16 protein-coding genes, 1 tRNA gene and 1 pseudogene are annotated in these 16,402 nt (G+C 37.8%); 13 read left to right on the top strand and 5 right to left on the bottom strand.

Annotation, left to right across the window (positions count from 1 at the left end; translation table 11 throughout):
- Positions 1-19 precede the first annotated feature (19 nt).
- Positions 20-160, top strand: a pseudogene (locus NMK36_RS11760) (DUF2442 domain-containing protein); the annotation flags it as partial.
- 175 nt (positions 161-335) lie between these two features.
- Here NMK36_RS11760 and NMK36_RS11755 read toward each other — a convergent pair.
- Positions 336-851 (bottom strand): hypothetical protein, encoded by a 516-nt coding sequence (locus NMK36_RS11755; RefSeq protein WP_254173771.1) that lies wholly within the window; start codon positions 849-851, stop codon positions 336-338.
- Between the two features lie 182 nt (positions 852-1,033).
- Here NMK36_RS11755 and NMK36_RS11750 point away from each other — a divergent pair.
- Positions 1,034-1,107, top strand: a tRNA-Val gene (locus tag NMK36_RS11750).
- A 509-nt stretch (positions 1,108-1,616) separates the two neighbouring features.
- Here NMK36_RS11750 and NMK36_RS11745 read toward each other — a convergent pair.
- Positions 1,617-3,479, bottom strand: a complete 1,863-nt coding sequence (locus NMK36_RS11745; RefSeq protein WP_254173770.1) for a CheR family methyltransferase — start codon at positions 3,477-3,479, stop codon at positions 1,617-1,619.
- Positions 3,480-3,685: 206 nt separating this feature from the next.
- Between NMK36_RS11745 and NMK36_RS11740 the strand changes: the two genes are divergently transcribed.
- Entirely contained in the window at positions 3,686-4,675 is a 990-nt protein-coding gene (locus NMK36_RS11740; RefSeq protein WP_072721662.1) for a chemotaxis protein CheB, read from the top strand.
- 4 nt (positions 4,676-4,679) lie between these two features.
- Here NMK36_RS11740 and NMK36_RS11735 read toward each other — a convergent pair whose 3' ends face one another.
- Positions 4,680-5,333 carry a YsnF/AvaK domain-containing protein gene (locus tag NMK36_RS11735; protein WP_254173769.1) on the bottom strand — a complete coding sequence of 218 codons (654 nt, stop codon included), beginning with the start codon at positions 5,331-5,333 and terminating at the stop codon, positions 4,680-4,682.
- Between the two features lie 148 nt (positions 5,334-5,481).
- On the bottom strand, positions 5,482-6,309 hold the full coding sequence (locus NMK36_RS11730) for a DUF2382 domain-containing protein (RefSeq protein ID WP_254173768.1): 828 nt from the start codon (positions 6,307-6,309) through the stop codon (positions 5,482-5,484).
- A 424-nt stretch (positions 6,310-6,733) separates the two neighbouring features.
- On the opposite strand from NMK36_RS11730, the gene NMK36_RS11725 reads away from it, so the two are divergent.
- From NMK36_RS11725 to NMK36_RS11680, 10 genes are all read left to right on the top strand, one after another.
- Complete coding sequence (locus NMK36_RS11725) at positions 6,734-7,417, top strand: response regulator (RefSeq protein WP_072721667.1); 684 nt, start codon at positions 6,734-6,736, stop codon at positions 7,415-7,417.
- Positions 7,410-8,813 (top strand): sensor histidine kinase, encoded by a 1,404-nt coding sequence (locus NMK36_RS11720; protein WP_072721669.1) that lies wholly within the window; start codon positions 7,410-7,412, stop codon positions 8,811-8,813. Before NMK36_RS11725 ends, NMK36_RS11720 begins: the two co-directional genes overlap by 8 nt.
- 199 nt (positions 8,814-9,012) lie before the next feature.
- Positions 9,013-9,990: a sodium-dependent bicarbonate transport family permease gene (locus tag NMK36_RS11715; RefSeq protein WP_072721671.1), complete on the top strand. Its 978-nt coding sequence runs from the start codon at positions 9,013-9,015 to the stop codon at positions 9,988-9,990.
- Between the two features lie 3 nt (positions 9,991-9,993).
- A complete protein-coding gene (locus tag NMK36_RS11710; RefSeq protein ID WP_072721673.1) occupies positions 9,994-10,287 on the top strand; it encodes a P-II family nitrogen regulator in 294 nt (97 codons plus the stop codon).
- A gap of 15 nt (positions 10,288-10,302) precedes the next feature.
- Complete coding sequence (locus NMK36_RS11705; protein ID WP_072721675.1) at positions 10,303-10,596, top strand: P-II family nitrogen regulator; 294 nt, start codon at positions 10,303-10,305, stop codon at positions 10,594-10,596.
- Positions 10,597-10,665: 69 nt separating this feature from the next.
- Positions 10,666-11,340, top strand: a complete 675-nt coding sequence (locus tag NMK36_RS11700; RefSeq protein WP_367997181.1) for a carbonic anhydrase — start codon at positions 10,666-10,668, stop codon at positions 11,338-11,340.
- Positions 11,341-11,530: 190 nt separating this feature from the next.
- Positions 11,531-12,838: a proton extrusion protein PcxA gene (locus NMK36_RS11695; RefSeq protein WP_254173767.1), complete on the top strand. Its 1,308-nt coding sequence runs from the start codon at positions 11,531-11,533 to the stop codon at positions 12,836-12,838.
- A 234-nt stretch (positions 12,839-13,072) separates the two neighbouring features.
- Entirely contained in the window at positions 13,073-13,747 is a 675-nt protein-coding gene (locus NMK36_RS11690) for a carbonic anhydrase (protein ID WP_254173766.1), read from the top strand.
- Between the two features lie 290 nt (positions 13,748-14,037).
- Positions 14,038-14,862: a polysaccharide deacetylase family protein gene (locus NMK36_RS11685; RefSeq protein ID WP_254173765.1), complete on the top strand. Its 825-nt coding sequence runs from the start codon at positions 14,038-14,040 to the stop codon at positions 14,860-14,862.
- Between the two features lie 24 nt (positions 14,863-14,886).
- Complete coding sequence (locus tag NMK36_RS11680) at positions 14,887-15,318, top strand: hypothetical protein (RefSeq protein WP_072721683.1); 432 nt, start codon at positions 14,887-14,889, stop codon at positions 15,316-15,318.
- Positions 15,319-15,444: 126 nt separating this feature from the next.
- On the opposite strand, the gene NMK36_RS11675 is transcribed toward NMK36_RS11680, so the two are convergent.
- Positions 15,445-15,831 (bottom strand): response regulator, encoded by a 387-nt coding sequence (locus tag NMK36_RS11675; RefSeq protein ID WP_254173764.1) that lies wholly within the window; start codon positions 15,829-15,831, stop codon positions 15,445-15,447.
- Positions 15,832-16,402 lie beyond the last annotated feature (571 nt).

Raw genomic sequence — 16,402 nt, 5'->3', positions numbered from 1 at the left:
GAGGTAAAAAAATGGTAGTATTTTTAGCTTTCCGCCTCGACTCGCTCAAGGTTTAGCTGAGGCTACTCCAGAACAATTAGCAGATGTTTGGATACCGCCATCAGGTAAAAGTATTCATTGGGATAGTTTAGATGTAGATTTTGGAATTCCTGAATTAGTTAGGGGAATTTTTGGTACAAAATCTTGGATGGCTGAACTCGGACGAAAAGGCGGTCAAGCCACCTCAAAAGCAAAATCTGAAGCGGCTCGAAAAAATGGAAAAAAAGGAGGTAGACCTAAGAAAGTTCCCCTTTAATTTAAGAAATAAGGATGTTATAAATACTTTCTGAAAAAAATTAACGAAACGCTCGAATTTGGCTTTCATGAATCCATCCTCCTCCACAAGCTTGAGTCGAATACCAACCATTTTTCGGTTCAACATAAACTGGAATCACCGTCATTTTATCAAGAGTACATTTAACGGCACCGTCTGGAGAAGAACGCACATTAGAAGGGGGGTCAAAGACTAGAGAATAACCTATATCTTCAACTTCTCGAATATGTCTAGCCGAACAAACAATACTCAACATATTTTCAGTGGCTTTAGACTGTGGCGAATATTCCTTACCGTCTACCGTCCAAATTCCTCGACCACAATGGGCCTCTGCTGGAATTCGTTCATTTCCTAAATAATAAGTAAACCCTGACCACCAACTCCCTGCATTTCCGTTGTGTTGAATAGAATTGGTATCCAGTCTAATTTGTTCACCCCCTGAAGCCGTCCCTAACGTTAACATTTCCGCCTTCACAGGTTGGCTGAATGCTAAACAAAAACAAGCAATTCCCAGACCGGACAGTTTAGCAACGTTCATGTTGCCTCCCATTGATAAATTAGGGTAATCAAGACTATAGCTATTTTAAATGATTTGTTAAAAAGACTCAACGACTAAACCCCTAACTGTTAAACGGTTTTCGGCTATTACTGTCTCAATCCCAAAAATTTTGGAAAAAAGCTTGCATCCTCTAAAACCTTGTGCTATATTAAGAAATTGTCGGACGCATAGCTCAGTTGGTTAGAGCACCACGTTGACATCGTGGGGGTCACTGGTTCGAGTCCAGTTGTGTCCATTTATCCCTCTTCTGTCACTCTCCAAAAACTTTTGATATTTCTGGATTTTAGAGCTTTTGCAGGCTTTGCGATCGCAAGATTTATTTCTACTAACAAATACAAAAACTTCGTTTTTGTATTAGGATAGCTTGTATTGGCTGACTGATAAAGGTTTTAGAGATCGACCTCTCGGAGAGTGACAGAAAAGGGATATCATCACTCTCATCTGTAACCCCCATGATGTCAACATCATAGCTCTAACCAACTGAGCTATGCGTCCGACAAAATCACTCTACGTTATCCATAATCTATCCAATTCGATAATAACTCACAGGATAATGGATAGATTACCTTTAGCATTAAATTACAAATAATTTATATAAAACCTTAAATAATTAATTAAAACTTATAACCTAATAATTTCAAAACCCACTATCACAAAAATCAAAAACTGTCAAATTGCATAAACCAAAATTTATTAGACTATGTTTATTCCCCCCCCTAGGGCCAGGGGGTTTTTATTATAAGATTAACTATTTGCCTCTTCTAATTCTTCCATTAATAAAATAACGCCTTGAATTTGCCCTTGGCTACCCATTAAGGGGCTACAGTTAACTTGACATTGAATGCTTTTTCCCCGACGATTAATGGCATTAACAATAATTTTTGAGGATTGATTGGGTTCACCGGAAAGACAAATCCGAATCGGTTGTCTGAGCTTGTCAACGGGTAAACCAATATCCAAGTTTAAAAAGTTTTGTTTAATCGCTTCTTCATGTCTCAGACCCCAAAGGTCTTCGGATTTATAATTCCAAATTTGCACTTGTAAATCTCGATTGAGAACCACAACACCGCCTCTTAAACTGGTTAAAATTGATTGTAAAAAGGCATTAGCTTGGTTTAATTCTTCTCCTCTGCGCTGTAATTCATCATTAACTGTTTGTAACTCTTCATTAGTCGATTGTAACTCTTCATTCATCGTCTCTAATTCTTCATTAGTAGACTGTAACTCTTCATTGGTGGTTTCTAACTCTTCATTACTAGACTGTAATTCTTCATTGGTAGTTTCTAACTCTTCATTGGTAGACTGTAATTCTTCATAGGCCATTTCTAATTCTTGATTAGAATGTTCTAAATCTTCTTGTAAATTTTTATAGCGAGTCATATCAATAAAATTAATACTAATTCCCAACGTTTGATTATTGGCATCTAACAACGGACAAACTTGGACATCAATAAAAATAATATCACCCGAAGCCATTTGCCATTCAATATCTCGAATATTCACAGGCCGTTTTTCACTGTAAGCTTGTTCCATACAAGAACGTAATTCAATGGGACGATAGGAAATCTCTAAATCTTGCAATGGACGTCCGACATCACGGGTGGTTAAACTAAATAAAAATCGGGCACGTTCATTCGCCAGGGCGAGTAAACCATTGGTATCAATAATAATCCGGGCGCAGGGGCCACTATCAAAGGCTAATTCGCGTAAACGAACATGACTAGAAAGATGGTTTACGGCTTCTTCATTCCCTGTTTGTGCCATAATTAATAATCGATCTCGAAGATTGAGTTTAGGAACTTTGGCAAAAACCCGACACTTTAAATCTGTAGGTGTAAAGGTATTAGCATGAGTTAATAACATCTCCGCTTTTCCTAAAAACAGGAATCCTCCATCCCGCAGAGCAAAGTGAAATCGAGCTAAAATTCGGCTTTGAGCTTCCGCATTAAAATACATTAAAGTATTGCGACAAACTAATAAATCAACTTTAGAAATCGGAGCATCTTGAAGTAGATCATGACGACCAAAAATCACGCAGCGACGTAAATCTTTACGAAAGGTATAACGGGTATCAATTTTTTCAAAAAACTGTTCGATTTGTTCTGGAGATAAACCATTGAGATCCTTCTGAAGATAAATTGCTTGTCGAGCTTGATTCAGAGCTTCTTCATCAATATCTGTGGCATAAATTTTAACCCGTTCTCGAAACTGCTCAATACCAATTGCTTCTGCAACCATCATCGAAATTGTATACGCTTCTTCACCCGAAGCACAGCCAGCACTCCAAATTCTGATGGTTTCATGAGGTTCTTTAGTGGCTAGAATTCGGGGGATAATTTCATCTCTGACATAATCCCAAGCGGTGCGATCTCGCCAAAAAGAGGTAACATTAATTAAGATGGTGGTAAATAAAAAATTAAATTCTTCGGGGTGAACTTCTAAATAATCCAGATAATTACTATAGCCTTCAATATTAATCGTTTGCATCCGTTTGTTGACGCGACGCATTAAGCTCGAACGTTTATATCCAGCAAAGTCAAACCCTCGACTCCGTTTTACATAGTCCAGCAGAGCTTCAAATTCTATGTTTTTACTGGAATTCGTCACGTTGATTGACCTCCTTGAGATGAATATTGCTTAAATTTTGGAGAATAAATGAGACACTTTTAATTCACTCAGTCAACCCTTTTAATCAAAAATAGATGATGGTTTTTCATCAGGATCGAAAATAAAATGATAGTCTAGTTTTAGGAACTGTTCAATGCTTTCGTCTCTTTCATCAATTTGAAAAATCCTCGTTACCGGGAAAACTAATGGTCAAACCTGACATTATTGTGATTGGTGCGTCGGCTGGGGGAGTAGAAGCATTAACCCGACTGGTCAATCCTCTACCCGGCGACTTCCCCGCCACTTTGTTCATCACCTTACATTTTCCTAGTAATAGTATTAGTGTTTTGCCTCAAATTCTCAACCGACGGGGACATCTGCAAGCGGTACATCCCCAGGATAACGAAGTCATTCGCCCCGGAATCATCTATGTTGCTCGGCCAGATTATCATTTAATCATTAAACCAGAGCAGATTCAGTTAAGTCATGGCCCCCGTGAAAATGCCTTTCGTCCGTCGATTGATACGATGTTTCGTTCGGCTGCCCATTCCTATCGGCGACGAGTCATCGGAGTGATTTTATCAGGAAGCATGGATGATGGAACCGTAGGGTTAGCTTTAATCAAACACTATGGCGGCGTGACGATTGTACAAGATCCTGATGAAGCTTTGTTTTCAGGAATGCCCCGCAGTGCCATTGAACGGGTGAAAATTGACCATATTTTAAAGGTTGCAGACATCCCATCGATGTTGATTCAGCTTACCCATCAACCGATTCAGCAGGAAGAAATTATGGTGGATGAAATCGCCAAAGAAAGTGAAATTGTCGCCCAGCATAAAGCGGATTTGGAACAAGGAAAACATTCCGGGTCTGCCTCAATGTTAACCTGTCCAGACTGTGGGGGGGTGTTGTGGGAATTACAAGAGGGAAATTTACTACGATATCGGTGCCATGTCGGACACGCCTATTCTGTGGATAGTTTACTCGAACAACAAGGGAATGATGTAGAACGGGCGTTGTGGGGGGCTATTCGGGCGTTAGAAGAAAAAGCGGCGTTAGCACGACGGATGGCAGCCCAAGCTCGAACCCATCATCGTGCCCTCTCAGAAAGCCAATTTTTACAACGGGCACAGGAAGCAGAACAACAAGCGGCTTTAGTGCGTCAAGTTATTTTACAACAAATGGAAACCCACTAAGCAACTATTGGGGGTCTGGATTTTCGGTTTTGACGACTCGAATTGTTTCTTCAGATAACGGAATTTCTGCTAAGATTTGATCATCGGTTCCGACTTGCTCAATGACAAGTTTTTCTCGTTTAACCGGAACTTGAACAAAATGAGTTTCAACTTGTTTACGAATAACAACTTCTCCTACTTTACGGCGTTCCCGTTCGACGATTAATTTTTCTTCTTTTAAAGGAATGGTTATATTATCGACAATATTGGGTTGATTTTCAGAAGCAGGTAATGGTAAGGTTGAATCGGTTTCATCTTCTTCATCGTTGAGAGAAAAGGATGGGATGGGTGTGGGAAAATATTGTTGAGGAGTTGAGGAATTTGGGTTGGTCTTGAGAAACGGTTCTAACTCTGGTGTTCGTTCAATAAAAAGTAAACGATCATCAATATTAGTTTGTTTAATTAAGTTCGCTTTGAGTAACAATAATTGCTGACGATTTTCAGACGTTATATTTAGAGGAACGACTAATTCCACTTTTCCTTTAGCATTGTAAATAACATCAATGACTTGACCAACAACTTCCCCATCTAAGGTTTGAATCCAACAGCCGTTGAGTTTTTTCGCTAATTGTTCAACTTTCCTATTTTTATGATACCCTTCAGGATAAGAATAAGCCATTTTTCACCTCTTTGAAAGTTTAGGATTCAATAAATTAGTAAAAATCTAAAAAACTATAAATGATTACCAGATGATAGTTCTGTAGAGATGTTTGGGTAAACACCTCTACAGAAAAAATTAGGCTTTCTCAACAGAAGCAACCGAGAATTTAACGTTTGTCTTTAATGGTAGGTTCGCCATCGGTTTTAACATTCAGTTTTTCCCGACGCAGTTTTTCTTGGGCTGTGACTGTATCGCGCTCAACTTCTTTACGAACATTGACTTCTTCAGTCACATAAGCTTGCTTACGAATATCAGCCGTTTCTTCATAAACATCGACGCGAGCCACTTCTCCTTCGCGGAAATTAGCTTCGCCGGGGTTAACAGGTCGTTCCCCTGTCGGAGTCATGCGTTCAACCACAACCCGCTCTTTCTCAACCGGAACACTAGCTTGTTCTGTGCGAGTTTCTACGGTTTTACCGACTGAAACTGTACCTGTTTTTTGACGTTGCTTCTCAGCAATTAAGCGTTCTTCATAAAGTTTGATTGTGCCATGATTTTGAGCCTGGGTTTGGTATAATTCGGGCTCGTTCTCGTATTGATAATTATCCCGATTGTAAGTGGATTTTGCAGATTTAGAAGTCCGATATCCAGCCCGAACCCGCTCTTCATAATCATAGTCTACCGTCATATTATCATTATATTCAGGTAAGGCTTCGGCTTGGTTTTTAGTTAATCCCAGGGCATAAACACGTTGATTAGCATAGTCCATTTGGGCGCGACCAACGGGGAGTAAAACTTTTTTACCAAACACCCAAAAACCGGTATCAATTACAAAATACCGGAAATATCCATTCTCATCAATTAAGGCATCGTAGACAGTCCCAATTTTTTCATTGGTTGTATCGGTATATACATCGAATTTTTTAAGGTCTTTGCCATCAAAAATTTCTTCTTTGTAATGGGGATAAGCATCTTTAATCTTAAACAAAGTCATCTTGTGATTCCTCAAATACTATTCCTTAATCATGTCAAAAAAAAACGAATTTTTGTTGTGTCATTAGATAGAGATTATTCTCCACCTCAAGATGGAGAAGATGCTAATAGGATTTTTAAAGTTGAGCAAGGGAACAGAAAAGAAAAGAATTTAGCCTAAAATTAAAATTTTAGAAATTATAAATTTATAAATTTTATAATTTGAAATGTAAATCCTCTGCATTCGTCTATTAAAGGCAGAAGCTATAGCAATCCGCACCGAGGTTGTAATAATTTAAAACTGATATGAAACAGCCAAAAGTATTATCCCTGTTCCCTGTTCCCTGTTCCCTGTTCCCTGTTTCCTTCTATCTACGAAAGAGCCTTAAACTCTTATAGAATTAAATGGAATAAAATTAACTAGCGTGAATGAGGAAAGAAAAGCAATGCACGTTTTACTGGTGGAAGATGAACCGGGAATTGCACAGTTTATTAGTCAAGGGTTACGCGAGGCTGGATATGTAGTGGATGTGGCTACCGATGGCAAAAAAGGCTGGGACTATGCCTCAACGGTTGAGTATGATTTAATGATTTTAGATCTGTTACTTCCGATCATGGATGGATTTCAACTTTTGGGTAAAATTCGGAATCATAAAATTATCACTCCCGTGTTACTTTTAACCGCACGAGATAACGTAGAAGATCGAGTTCAAGGTTTAGATCGAGGGGCAGATGATTATTTAGTAAAACCCTTTGCTTTTTCTGAACTTTTAGCACGGTTAAGAGCCTTACAACGTCGTCCTCCCTTACAATTAGATACAGTATTACAAGTCGCTGATTTAACGATGGATACCGTTAAACGAGAAGTGCGACGGGGTGGAAAATTAATCGAATTAAGTCCTTTAGAATTTAAACTTTTAGAATATTTAATGCGTCATCGAGACCAGGTATTAAGTCGGACTCAAATTTTGCAACACGTTTGGGATTTAGATTTTTACAGCGATTCTAATATTGTAGATGTTTATGTGGGGTATGTACGACGCAAAATTGATCGGGGATTTGAACAACAAATTTTACAAACAATACGGGGTGTTGGATATTGTTTAAAGCTGGGAGAAATGAATGATTAAAAAATTACATTTTGGAAAACGAACTATTCGGGTACAACTAACAACTTGGTATATTTTACTATTAGCTTGTACCTTAATGCTCTTTAGTAGCTACCTCTATGTTGTTTTAGAACATAGTTTATTAAGACAACTGAACACGACCTTACAAGTTACAGCAACACAAACTTTAAGCAACTTAATTAATAAAGATGGTCATCCGGCTTTTCACATAACGGAAGAATCTCAAGCCATGACCGAACAATTTGTACAAGCTGGAATTGCAGTCAGATTAATCGATCAACAAGGTCATATTTGGGATGGTTTTGGTAGTTATTCTGCAATTCCTATATTGATTCCCCAGAAAAAGGGATATTTAGATTTAAGTTCTCCTGAGAAGAATTGGCGGGTTTATAATCAACCGATTCAGACTTCAAAAGGGTATATCGTATGGTTACAAGTAGCAGAATCTTTAGAGCCTGTTTATAAAGCATCTAAACATCTGTTTGATTTGATCATATTAGGATTTCCGTTAGTATTATTAATTGCCGGATTAGGCGGTTGGTTTTTAGCAAATCGGGCTTTAAATCCCATCCAGCAAATTATTAGTAAAGCCCAAAGGATTAGTGCTAGTAATTTTACTCAACGGATTGATTATAAAGGCCCTCCTGATGAAGTGGGGCGGTTGGCGAAAACTATTGATAAAATGTTAGATCGCTTAGAATTTGCCTTTGAACACGAACGACGATTTACCGCCGATGCTGCTCATGAATTACGCACTCCCTTAACGGTTATTAAAGGCAGAATAGGTGTTACGTTAAGTCGCATTCGTACCCCAGAAGAATATGAAATAACACTACAAGATTTAGAAAAAGAAGCGGATCGATTAATTCGATTAACCAATGGGTTGCTATTTTTAGCTCGACTGGAATTGCGACAGATTCAGCCTTCGTTTTTACAACCTGTAGATTTAACAAATTTATTGGGAGCTTTGGTTGAACAACTGGAACCTTTATCGGCATCTAAACCAATTATTTTAAAAGAGACAATTGCAAAAAATTTATGGATTCTTGGAAATCCTGATTATTTAACAAGTCTATTTTTAAATTTATTAGATAATGCCCTCAAATATACTCAAGAAGGCGGCCAAGTTATCTTAGAAGCGCAACAAGATGAGGAACAGGTTAAAATTACCATACAAGATACAGGTTTAGGAATTGAAGCGAAACATTTACCTTATTTATTTGAGCGGTTTTATCGCGTTGAAGAAGCGAGATCTCGTCAGACTGGAGGTGTAGGTTTAGGATTAGCAATTGCTCAAGAAATCTGTCGCTTACATGGCGGAAAATTAACCGTTGATAGCCAAATCAATCAAGGAACAACATTTAGCTTATTTTTACCTCGCACCCGCAACTTTTAAAATCAGGTCAGGAGTGAAACTTGGGATATGGAATCTGAATATTGAGAACATAAAATATTGTTTTATTTATTAAGATACTATATTTTAGTGCTAAGTCTAGGATTAAGAATATTCTTAGAATTTTCTCACCGTTCTCTTAGTATATTTTCTTTAAGCTTGGTTAAGATTTTTTGCATCACGTACACCCAAACCTTAATTTATGGATGGAAGCCTGATTTTATTTAATATCCTCAACCCTCCAGTCTTGTTTTTCTTTTTGGGGATGTTAGCTGTTTTCTGCAAATCGGATTTAGAAATCCCTCAACCTTTGCCAAAACTATTTTCCTTGTATTTGTTATTGGCAATTGGATTTAAAGGCGGTTACGAGTTAGCAGAAAGTGGGATTAATGCTCAAATTGCCTTGACACTAATTGCTGCAATTGTCATGGCACTTTTAGTTCCTTTCTATAGCTTTTTTATTTTGCGTCTCAAACTTGATGCTTATAATGCAGCCGCCATCGCAGCAACCTATGGTTCCATTAGTGCTGTTACCTTTATTACTGCCAGTTCTTTCTTAGAAAAACTGCACATTCAATATGGCGGACACATGGTTGCAGCACTGGCTTTAATGGAATCTCCAGCCATTATTATTGGGATTGTGTTAGTGCGAGTTTTTGCTCCGTCAAAAAACGGTGAAAGTGAACCCTTCTCTTGGGGAAAAGTTCTACATGAATCCTTTTTAAATGGTTCCGTTTTTCTATTAGTCGGGAGTTTAGTTGTCGGACTATTAACGGGAGAAAAAGGCTGGGAAAAATTACAACCTTTTACTCAAGGCATTTTCTATGGTGCTTTAACCTTCTTCCTATTAGATATGGGATTAGTAGCTGCAAAGCGAATTCGAGAACTCAAGAAAACCGGATCATTTTTGATTGCCTTTTCCGTCTTTATTCCCGTTGCGAATGCAATTTTCGGTATTATTATCGGCAAACTCTTAGGATTTGGTGAAGGAAATACATTACTTTTTGCCGTGCTATCTGCCAGTGCTTCTTATATTGCTGTTCCAGCGGCGATGCGAATGACTGTTCCTGAAGCAAATCCTAGTATTTACGTTTCCATGGCTCTAGCTCTTACATTTCCCTTCAATATTATTGTGGGAATTCCTTTGTATTTAGAAATCATCAAACACATGGGAGTTTAGAGAATGCAAGCCGTGAAAAAAGTAGAAATCATCATTAGTACATTAGAAATCCAGGAAGTTTTGGAAGTCTTAGACGAAGCAAAAGTGACCGGATATACCGTGATTAAAAATGCCTCTGGAAAAGGCGATCGCGGTTTGTCTAATGATGATTTAGGCTCAGTGTTCAGTAACGCTTACATTATGACAGTTTGTACGAACGAAAAACAACTTGAGCAAATTGTTTCCAATGTTACTCCTCTACTGAAACGAGTGGGAGGCGTGTGTTTAATTAACGATGCAACTTGGATTCACCACTAGAATTTTGAATGTACTATGCAGGATATCAAAAAAGTTGAAATTATCATTGATACGTTTCATATTCAGGATGCACTGAATATTTTGGATCAGGTAAAAGTTTCTGGCTATACCGTCATTAAAGATACTTCTGGAAAAGGAGATAGAGGTATTTCCTGTTCTGATTTAGAGTGCGATTTCACCAGCAGCTATATCATGACCGTTTGCACCAATGAAAAACAACTCAATACCTTGATTGAGTTAATTAAACCTTTACTGCAAAAAGTAGGAGGGGTTTGTTTGCTCACCGATGCAAAGTGGGTGATTCATTGACTTATTTTTGAAACAGGAAAGGTTTCTCAAATCAAGTTATCAGTTATTTAATTCTCAGAGGATTAATGTATGCCAATCAAACGTATTATTAACGGTCTGAATGATTTTCAAGAAAATTATTTCAAGACACATCAAGACTTGTTTGAACGGCTATCTCACGGTCAAACTCCTGATATTTTATTTATCACTTGTTCTGACTCTCGAATTGATCCTAACCTACTGACTCAAACCGAACCCGGAGAACTATTTATTATTCGTAATGTAGGGAATATTATTCCCCCTCACGGAACATTAAATAGTAGTGAAGGTGCTGGAATTGAGTATGCAGTTCAAGCCTTGAATATCAAGGAAATTATTGTTTGTGGACATTCCCACTGTGGCAGTATGAAGGGATTGCTTCAACTCCAAAGTTTGTCTGATGAAATGCCGTTAGTCTATGATTGGTTGAAACATCACGGAGAATCCACAAGACGTTTAGTTCGAGAAAATTATCATCACTATTCTGGGGAAGATTTGTTAAATGTTGCCATCCAAAACAATGTTTTAACGCAAATTGAAAACCTAGAAACCTATCCCGTAATTCGATCTCGATTGCACGCCGGAAAACTCCGCCTTCATGCTTGGGTTTATGAAATTGAAACTGGAACAATCTTAGCCTATGATGTCAATCAAAACCAGTTTGTTCCTCTTGAACAAGAACCCTTTCCTGTTCCTGATCCTTTAGCCATGATGCACCCCAGTTAAACAGTTGAAATTAATCTCAGGTTATCCTACGATGAAAAGCATACTATCCAGATTGGGCAAAAAATCTTTCCTAACTGGTTAGGGGTAATTTGCTGAAACAATTCATTGAATGTAGAGATGTGAATTTTCACATTTCTACAAATCAGTGAATTGCTGATGTTTCTGTCCCGCTTTAACCAACACAATCCAAATGAGTAATTCTATTATCAAATTCCAGAAGGGGAGTTTAGGTGCTCGATTCTTGAATGTGTTTAAATCCAGTAACCAATGGGTTCATAAAACCCCTGAACGAGCCTTAGAACAAGCCTATCAAGCAGCTTTAGCCATAAAAGCCATCGAGGATCAGCATTTTGGAGGTCAAAAAGTTTCAGAAGATGCACCCCAATATACACCTAGCGTTTTAGAATGTTTTATTAATGATGTTGAAAAGCATTTAAACACCATTAAATTTGAACTAAGTAAATTTAAATTCACTCGTAATTTAGATAATTCTGGAGATATAGAATTTATTGAAAAATTAAAATTTATCGATGAGATTGTTGATAAATATCAATATAATTCTGTTTCTTCTCATCAAACCTTGTCCTCAAATACCTATCAGTTTGAATCTGTGAAAAGATCTAATAACGGTAAATCCAACCCATCGGGTTTATCCCCTCTTGACTTTGTGGAAGTTGAAGCGTCTGGAGAAGTATTTAACGGTAAAAAAAGTGGGGCTTTACCCCGTTCGATTGGACGCACGTTTAAGAAGATTCAAACGGAATTAGACGATAGCTCCGAAGAACAGCTTATGAATAGCTATCGAGCATCACGGAAAAAAACAAAATCGGCGGTTAACTTTCTTTTGATGCTAATTCTAATTCCGCTTTTAGCACAACAATTATCTAAAAACTTTATCTTTTTTCCCCTGGTAGAACATTATCGGCAAACCCATGAAGTTCCATTATTTCTTAACTCAGAAATGAAAGAAGAAGCACTTCATGAGTTAAAATCCTATGAAGAAGAACTGCAATTAGCCAGCTTACTCTACAAAACTCCAACCATTGAACGGGAAGAAATAGAAAAGAAAATGGAGGAGAAAGCTGAAGAGATATCTAAAGAATTTGACCATAAAAGCAGTGAAGCGATTAGTAATCTTTTTGCTGATTTTGTCGGATTAATTGCCTTTGCTTTAGTGATTATTCTAAATCCTCAAGGGTTAGCAGCGTTAAAATCCTTGCTGAATACGGTCATGTATGATTTGAGTGATAGTGCCAAAGCATTTATTATTATTTTAATTACCGACATCTTTGTCGGGTTTCACTCTCCCCATGGTTGGGAAGTTCTATTAGAAGGCTTTTCTAGTCACTTTGGGATTGCGCCAAATCGTAGCTTTATCTTTTTGTTTATCGCCACTTTCCCAGTGATTTTAGATACGATCATGAAATATTGGATCTTCCGTTACCTCAGTCGAATTTCACCTTCTGCGGTGGCAACATTAAGAAATATGAACGAGTAAATCAAACTCTATTGTCTGTTGACGGTTGAGGGTTGATTCTTCACAGTCACGGAAAACAACGCCATATCCTGATTGAGTTGATTCAACCTTTACTCAAAAAACTAGGCGGTATGTGTTCTTTGAGTTATGCTAAATGGGTGATACACTAAAACAGAATACAGGAAGCAGTTGTTTGTTAGCTATCAGTTAGCAGCCTTTAATAGCCAGAGTTGTTCATGATTGAGGATGTATTGTATGCCCATTAAACGCATTATTAGCGGTTTGAATGATTTTCAAGAAAATTATTTCAAGGCGCATCGAGACTTGTTTGAACGCCTCTCTCATGGTCAAACCCCGGAAATTTTATTTATCACTTGTTGTGACTCTCGGATTGCTCCTAACTTGCTGACTCAAACCCTACCTGGAGAACTGTTTATTATTCGCAATTTGGGTAATATTATTCCGCCTTACAAAACCTCAACTAATAGTGAAGGAGCCGGAATTGAATATGCAGTTCAAGCTTTAAATATTAAAGAAATTGTCATCTGTGGACATACCCTCTGTGGCAGTATTAAGGGACTGCTAAAACTCCAAAGTTTATCGGATGAAATGCCCTTAGTTTACGACTGGTTGAAAGATTATGGAGAATCCATTCGCCGGATTATTCGAGATAATTATCCTGAATGTTCGGGAGAAGAATTGTTAAAAATTGCCACCCAAACCAATGTTTTAAATCAAATTGCCAACCTAGAAACCTATCCCGTGATTCGATCTCGGTTACACGCCGGAAAGCTGCATCTTCATGCTTGGGTTTATGAAATCGAAACTGGAGAAATCTTAGCCTACGATGTCAATCAAAATCAGTTTGTTCCTCTTGAACAAGAACCCTTTCCTGTTCCCGACCCGTTAACAACGATGCACCCCGCTTAAGGTTAGCCAGTGGGACGCAGGGAGTCGCGCACACCTAAGCCAACGCTTCTTGTTTTCTACTGTCCTTTTCTGCTTCTCTGTTTCCCCTGATCCTCTTCTGAAACTGTCACAGGATTTAAAGGAATATTGGGACGGGTTTGTTTAAAATGGATTTGTCATTAACTTAGTTAACCGCTTGTTAGCTGAAAAGGACGATACATTAACTCATGAAGATTTCTTTGATTCAACCACAATGGTTTAGAAAAAATCGGGTTTTGCTTAGTTTTTTGATCAGCTTGCTCTGTGTCATTGTGTTCAATTTTCCGGCGGTTGCTAGGACTGCTACAATAACCAGTATCAGAATTCCAATTTTTGGATTACACGATATTATTGACGAAACCAATATTAATCAAAGTCCAGCCAAGCGGTTACAATTTGATAATGATTATTTCAAACAGGATTTATATACGTTTCTCAATTATTTAGCTCAAAATAATTATTGGTTTTTAACCACCCAAGATTTATTTATCTATTTTATTCAAAAATCACAACCTATTCCTCAAGAACGGATTGGACAAAAACCTGTCATGATTAGCTTTGATGATGGTTATGAAGGAGTTCATCAGAATGTTTTACCAATTTTAAAAGATTTGGAAGAAAACTATAACAAGAAAGTTAAAATTGTTTGGTTTATCAATCCAGGATTAATGGGAGTTAGATTAAAAGACTTTATACCTCATGTCAGTTGTGAAGAATTGCGCGATGGCTATAAACGCGGCTATTATGATATTCAATCTCATGGTCAAAATCATGAAAAATTAACTTTAATCAAAGGTAAAGATTTAAAATTTGAACTCGAACAAGCCAAGCTTGATCTCAGAACCTGTACGCAAGATTTAGATAAAAATAAATGGGTTGCGGCTCATTTTGCTTATCCCTTTGGACGAGTAAATCGCAGAGTTGAAAAATCCTTATCTCCCTATTATTTAACGGGATATCTTTATGATGGGAATATGCTACGGATTAATCGCTATACTGATAAATATCGCCTCTCTCGAATTACAGTTAATCGCTATACTTCCCCTCGGAGTTTAATTAGAATAGCCAAAAGAGCAACAACCTTAAGAAAGTCCTAAATCTTTATATCAGGAAACACAATTATGAGTTTGAAGGGTGAGATCCAAGCTAATCATGATGCGCTTGAAGACTTATTTGAAGCCGTTGTGATGACTTTAGCAGGGGAGTCAAGTCAATTAGCCGTTTGGGTACTGGATGATCAGCTTAATTTTTCACAGATGAAAGCGCAGCGTATTGGGGCTTCCTCGCCATTTTCCGAAAGCAATAGTATATTAGCGGGTTCTGGTTTATTGATAAAATTAACAATGGAGAATGTTCAAAAACTTTTACCACTTTTTAGGGAAAATGATTATCTAGGCTATCAGATTTTGCACCTGCAAATTGAATCCCAGGGATCAGTTCAATTTGCAGCTTATGATCACTTTTATGTAGTCTTTTTTGGCGATCTGATTTCCTTAGAAATGCTAGAAAGGCTCAAGCAGCGTGATATTATTCAAGATTATAGTATTCCTTGATCTAACTTCTTAAACGACTGACCAAAAGGTAGAATCTAAAGAATCTAGCAGTTGAGGAACACTATCAATAATACCATATTGAGCTAATTTTTCTGACATTTCTTGCCAATAAGTGGCTAACCCTTCCTAATTTAATTGTAGAACTTGACCCACAACTTGAGATAACAGTTGAGCATCAAAGGGTTTGGTCAGATATTCCGTTGCCCCCGCCAAACGACCTTGAACCTTATCAAAAGCGCCATCCCGTGCCGTTAACATAATAATAGGCAAATTTTGAAACTGGGGAATACTGCGAACGGTGCGACAGAGTTCTAAACCATCAATTCCCGGCATTGCCACATCCAGAAGCAAAACCGAAACTCGTTCATGGTAAATCATCGACAAAGCATCGACCGCATTATCGGCCACTAGAACACGGTATTCTTTCCCTAATGCTTGTTGCACCAGCCCTTGCATGACTGTACTATCGTCAACAGCCAAAATAGTGGGTATAGAATCTTGGGGTACAGACATAGCGATTCATGTTCCTTAGTCGAGATGCCCTGCTCATTCACAATCAAGCGGATTCAAAACAGGCTTTAGATGTGGATCGGAATGCAAAAGTGCCATTACTTTAATTATAGAGTAAAAGCCTTCCTTCTTTTCCCTATCAGCGATCTCGTATTTTTAAACCCGATATGATCAAGGGACTTTGATCTGTGCTACTTTTCTATTATCAGGGTAGAGGGCTTCAGTTTGTTAAATCCTGTAAGAATCTTAATTAAATTTTTGTAAAAAAACTAAATTTTTTCAAGTTTTTTGGACAAAATAGACATCAAGTTAGATCGAAAAAATGGTGCAAAATCCTTAATTTTTCGGAAAGATTAAATCCAAGTTGAATTCTAAGGACTTGAGACTCAGTTCCGCGAAGGGCTTAAACCTTTGTTAAGATTAAGGTAAATAAATGTAGAGACGCGCCAATAGCCTTACGGCATGGCTTCGCCCAGGTGCGTCTGTACTGTGAGCTCAGGACGTTTGGACAAACAATGTCATACAGCTAAGGCGAGTCAAACAAATGTTAGTTGACTGTTGACTGTTAACGGTT

This window comes from Planktothrix pseudagardhii, from assembly GCF_904830925.1.
GTDB lineage: Bacteria > Cyanobacteriota > Cyanobacteriia > Cyanobacteriales > Microcoleaceae > Planktothrix > Planktothrix tepida.
Note: the sequence above shows the minus strand (reverse complement) of the source record. Positions and strands in the feature narration are given on the sequence as shown.